Here is a 1,418-nt window from a genome sequence, read left to right as displayed (position 1 = left end):
AGCGGGATGTCGTCCGGTGTTCCCGGTCCCGGTCCCGGTCCCGGTCCCGGTTCGGTTCGGGGACGCATTTTGCGCGGCCCTGTCGCGACATGTCTGAGGGTAGCGGCCTGAAGACTTTCAGTGCGCTACCGCAGGTTTCACGAGCGTGCCCGGCCGGCCGTCTTCTGGGGACGGTTCTTTTATCGCTATTCGCTGAATGTTTACCTGGGCGCCCGGCCGGGCCCACGGACCACCTCGTCTTTCCTCCCGGCGGTGTCACGTGCTGTTTCCTCCGGGCGGTACCACGCGCCAGCCTGGTCCGTCGGGCCTCGGAGCGATGTTCCCCTCGCCGCGCCCACTTCTGTTGCGGGTGTATGAATACCAGGTGTCCATGACCGGCCAATGCATTGGCAGTGGTAATAGGATGGGCTGTGACGGCCTCCCGGACGCCCGTGGCGCCGACATCGAATTCACCATCGGACGGGCCGGGATTTCCTGTCTCGCGGGTCGCCCTGAACCGGGAGCGAATGGGGGGGCTGATGTGCGGTGCCGCCGCTGCCCGTCAGGGCACGGCCGACGGCGGTCGGATTCTTCCCGGCGATCGGCGGGCCCGCCGGCTGACCGGGCGGCCGGGGCGCCGTCCGATATCACCGCCGTGGCCGCCGGGCATGGTCGTCAGGCGTGATTGTCGGGATAGGCGAGATGTAACTCACACGATGATACGGCCCAGGTGATTATGGCCTGCCGGGATGACGGGACGGGGCGTTGGTAACGGTTCGGGATGGACGTCGGCGTGAGGGCACGCCCGCATCATGACTGCGGATCGATGACTGTTGACCGGGCACGGGTGGCAGCGGCGCTACCCGGTTACGATCTCGGTGACGAGATCGGCGCGGGCACGTTCGGGGTGGTGTTCGCCGCCTGGCACCGCCGTCTCCAGCGTGATGCCGCGGTCAAGGTACTCGACGGAGGGTACGGCCGGGCGGTGGCGGGATTCGCCACCGAGGCGCGGATTCTCGCCGCCCTGGACCATCAGCATGTGGTCCGGGTCTATGACTATGTCGAGACCGGGGGACTGCGTCTGCTCGTCATGGAGATGCTGGCCGGCGGGACGCTGACCCGCCGCCACCGGGCGGGGATGCTCCCGGAGGAGGCCTGCGCGGTAGGGCTGGCGATCGCCGCCGCCCTGACCTGCGCGCATTCCCGCGGAGTGCTGCATCGCGACATCAAGCCCGACAACATTCTGTTCGACGCCACGGGCCTGCTCAAAGTGGTCGATTTCGGGCTCGCGAAACAGGTGGGTGGGCCGCCGGCCGCCGCCGGCGCGGTGGCCGGGACGCCGTTGTACATGGCTCCCGAACAGATCGAGGGGGGCCGGCTGGGGCCGGCCTCCGATCTGTACGCGCTCGGGGTGCTGCTCTATCTGCTGCTGACCGGGG

1 protein-coding gene is annotated in these 1,418 nt (G+C 68.5%); it reads left to right on the top strand.

Annotation, left to right across the window (positions count from 1 at the left end; translation table 11 throughout):
* Positions 1–805: 805 nt before the first annotated feature.
* A partial coding sequence (locus AC5LSR_RS03335; RefSeq protein ID WP_493468129.1) for a serine/threonine-protein kinase occupies positions 806–1,418 on the top strand: 613 nt, incomplete at its 3' end.

Source organism: Protofrankia sp. CiP1_Cm_nod4 (assembly GCF_982290645.1).
Note: the sequence above shows the minus strand (reverse complement) of the source record. Positions and strands in the feature narration are given on the sequence as shown.